Origin of the sequence: Helicobacter pylori (assembly GCF_006440215.1) — a bacterium.
In the GTDB taxonomy this organism is placed as follows: Bacteria; Campylobacterota; Campylobacteria; order Campylobacterales; family Helicobacteraceae; genus Helicobacter; species Helicobacter pylori_CS.
Genome location: NZ_VEZH01000034.1, coordinates 1 through 1,884 on the forward strand (window position 1 = coordinate 1; position 1,884 = coordinate 1,884).

Genomic DNA, 1,884 nt, shown 5'->3' on the forward strand with positions numbered 1-1,884 from the left:
CTCTCTCTCGTTTTTGCTCCACGCTGAAGACGACGGCTTTTACATGAGTGCAGGCTATCAAATCGGTGAGGCCGCTCAAATGGTGACAAACACCAAAGGCATCCAACAGCTTTCAGACAATTATGAAAAGCTGAACAATCTTTTGAACAATTACAGCACCCTAAACACCCTTATCAAATTATCCGCTGACCCAAGCGCGATTAATGACGCAAGGGATAATCTAGGCTCAAGCTCTAGGAATTTGCTTGATGTCAAAACCAACTCCCCGGCTTATCAAGCCGTGCTTTTAGCGTTGAATGCGGCGGTGGGGTTGTGGCAAGTTACAAGCTATGCTTTTACGGCTTGTGGGCCTGGCAGTAATGAGAGCGCGAATGGAGGCATCCAAACTTTTAATAATGTGCCAGGACAAAATACGACGACCATCACTTGCAATTCGTATTACCAGCCAGGACATGGTGGGCCTATATCCACTGAAAATTACGCGAAAATCAATCAAGCCTATCAAATCATTCAAAAGGCTTTGACAGCCAATGGATCTAATGGAGATGGGGTCCCCGTTTTAAGCAACACCACCACAAAACTTGATTTCACTATCAATGGAGACAAAAGAACGGGTGGCACACCAAATGAAAAATTAATATACCCATGGAGTCATGGGAAAGCTATTTCAACCTCGTGGAATGGAGGAACATCAACACCAACAACAGAAAATATTAATACAACCAATAACGCTCAAACCCTTTTAGAACAAGCGAGCATCATTATCACTACCCTAAATGAGGCATGCCCAAACTTCCAAAATGGTGGTAGCGGTTATTGGCAAGGGATAAGCGGCAATGGGACAATGTGCGGGATGTTTGCCAATGAAATCAGCGCGATCCAAGGCATGATCGCTAACGCGCAAGAAGCTGTCGCACAAGCCAAAATCGTCAGTGAAAACACGCAAAATCAAAACAACCTGGACACTGGAAAACCATTCAACCCTTACACAGACGCTGGCTTTGCGCAAAGCATGCTCGCTAACGCGCAAGCTCAAGCAGAGATTTTAAACCAAGCCGAACAAGTGGTGAAAAACTTTGAAAAAATCCCTAAAGACTTTGTATCAGACTCTTTAGGGGTGTGTTATGCAACGCAAGGGGGTGAGCGTAGGGGAACCAATCCAGGTCAAGTAACTTCTAACACTTGGGGGGCCGGTTGTGCGTATGTGCAAGAAACCATAACGAATTTAACCAACAGCATCGCTCATTTTGGCACCCAAGAGCAGCAAATACAACAAGCGGAGAATATCGCTGACACTTTAGTGAATTTCAAATCCCGATACAATGAGTTAGGGAATACTTATAACAGCATCACCACTGCGCTCTCAAGTATCCCTAACGCGCAAAGCTTGCAAAACGTGGTGAGCCAAAAGAATAACCCCTATAGCCCACAAGGCATAGAGACCAATTACTACTTGAATCAAAACTCTTACAACCAGATCCAAACCATCAACCAAGAACTAGGGCGTAACCCCTTTAGGAAAATGGGCATCGTCAGTTCTCAAACCAACAATGGTGCCATGAATGGGATCGGTATTCAGGTGGGCTATAAACAATTCTTTGGGCAAAAAAGGAAATGGGGCGCTAGGTATTACGGCTTTTTTGATTACAACCATGCGTTCATCAAATCCAGCTTCTTCAACTCGGCTTCTGATGTATGGACTTATGGTTTTGGAGCGGACGCTCTCTATAACTTCATCAACGATAAAGCCACCAATTTCTTAGGCAAGAACAACAAGCTTTCTGTAGGGCTTTTTGGTGGGATCGCATTAGCCGGCACTTCATGGCTTAATTCTGAATTCGTGAATTTAGCCACCGTGAATAATGTCTATAACGCTAAAATGAA

Annotated in this window: 1 protein-coding gene; it reads left to right on the forward strand. The window is 44.4% G+C overall.

Translation table 11 applies throughout. The features are described 5' to 3' along the window. Positions 1-1,884: outer membrane protein (locus FIM44_RS08365; protein ID WP_238699911.1), on the forward strand; the 1,884-nt coding region annotated here is incomplete at both ends.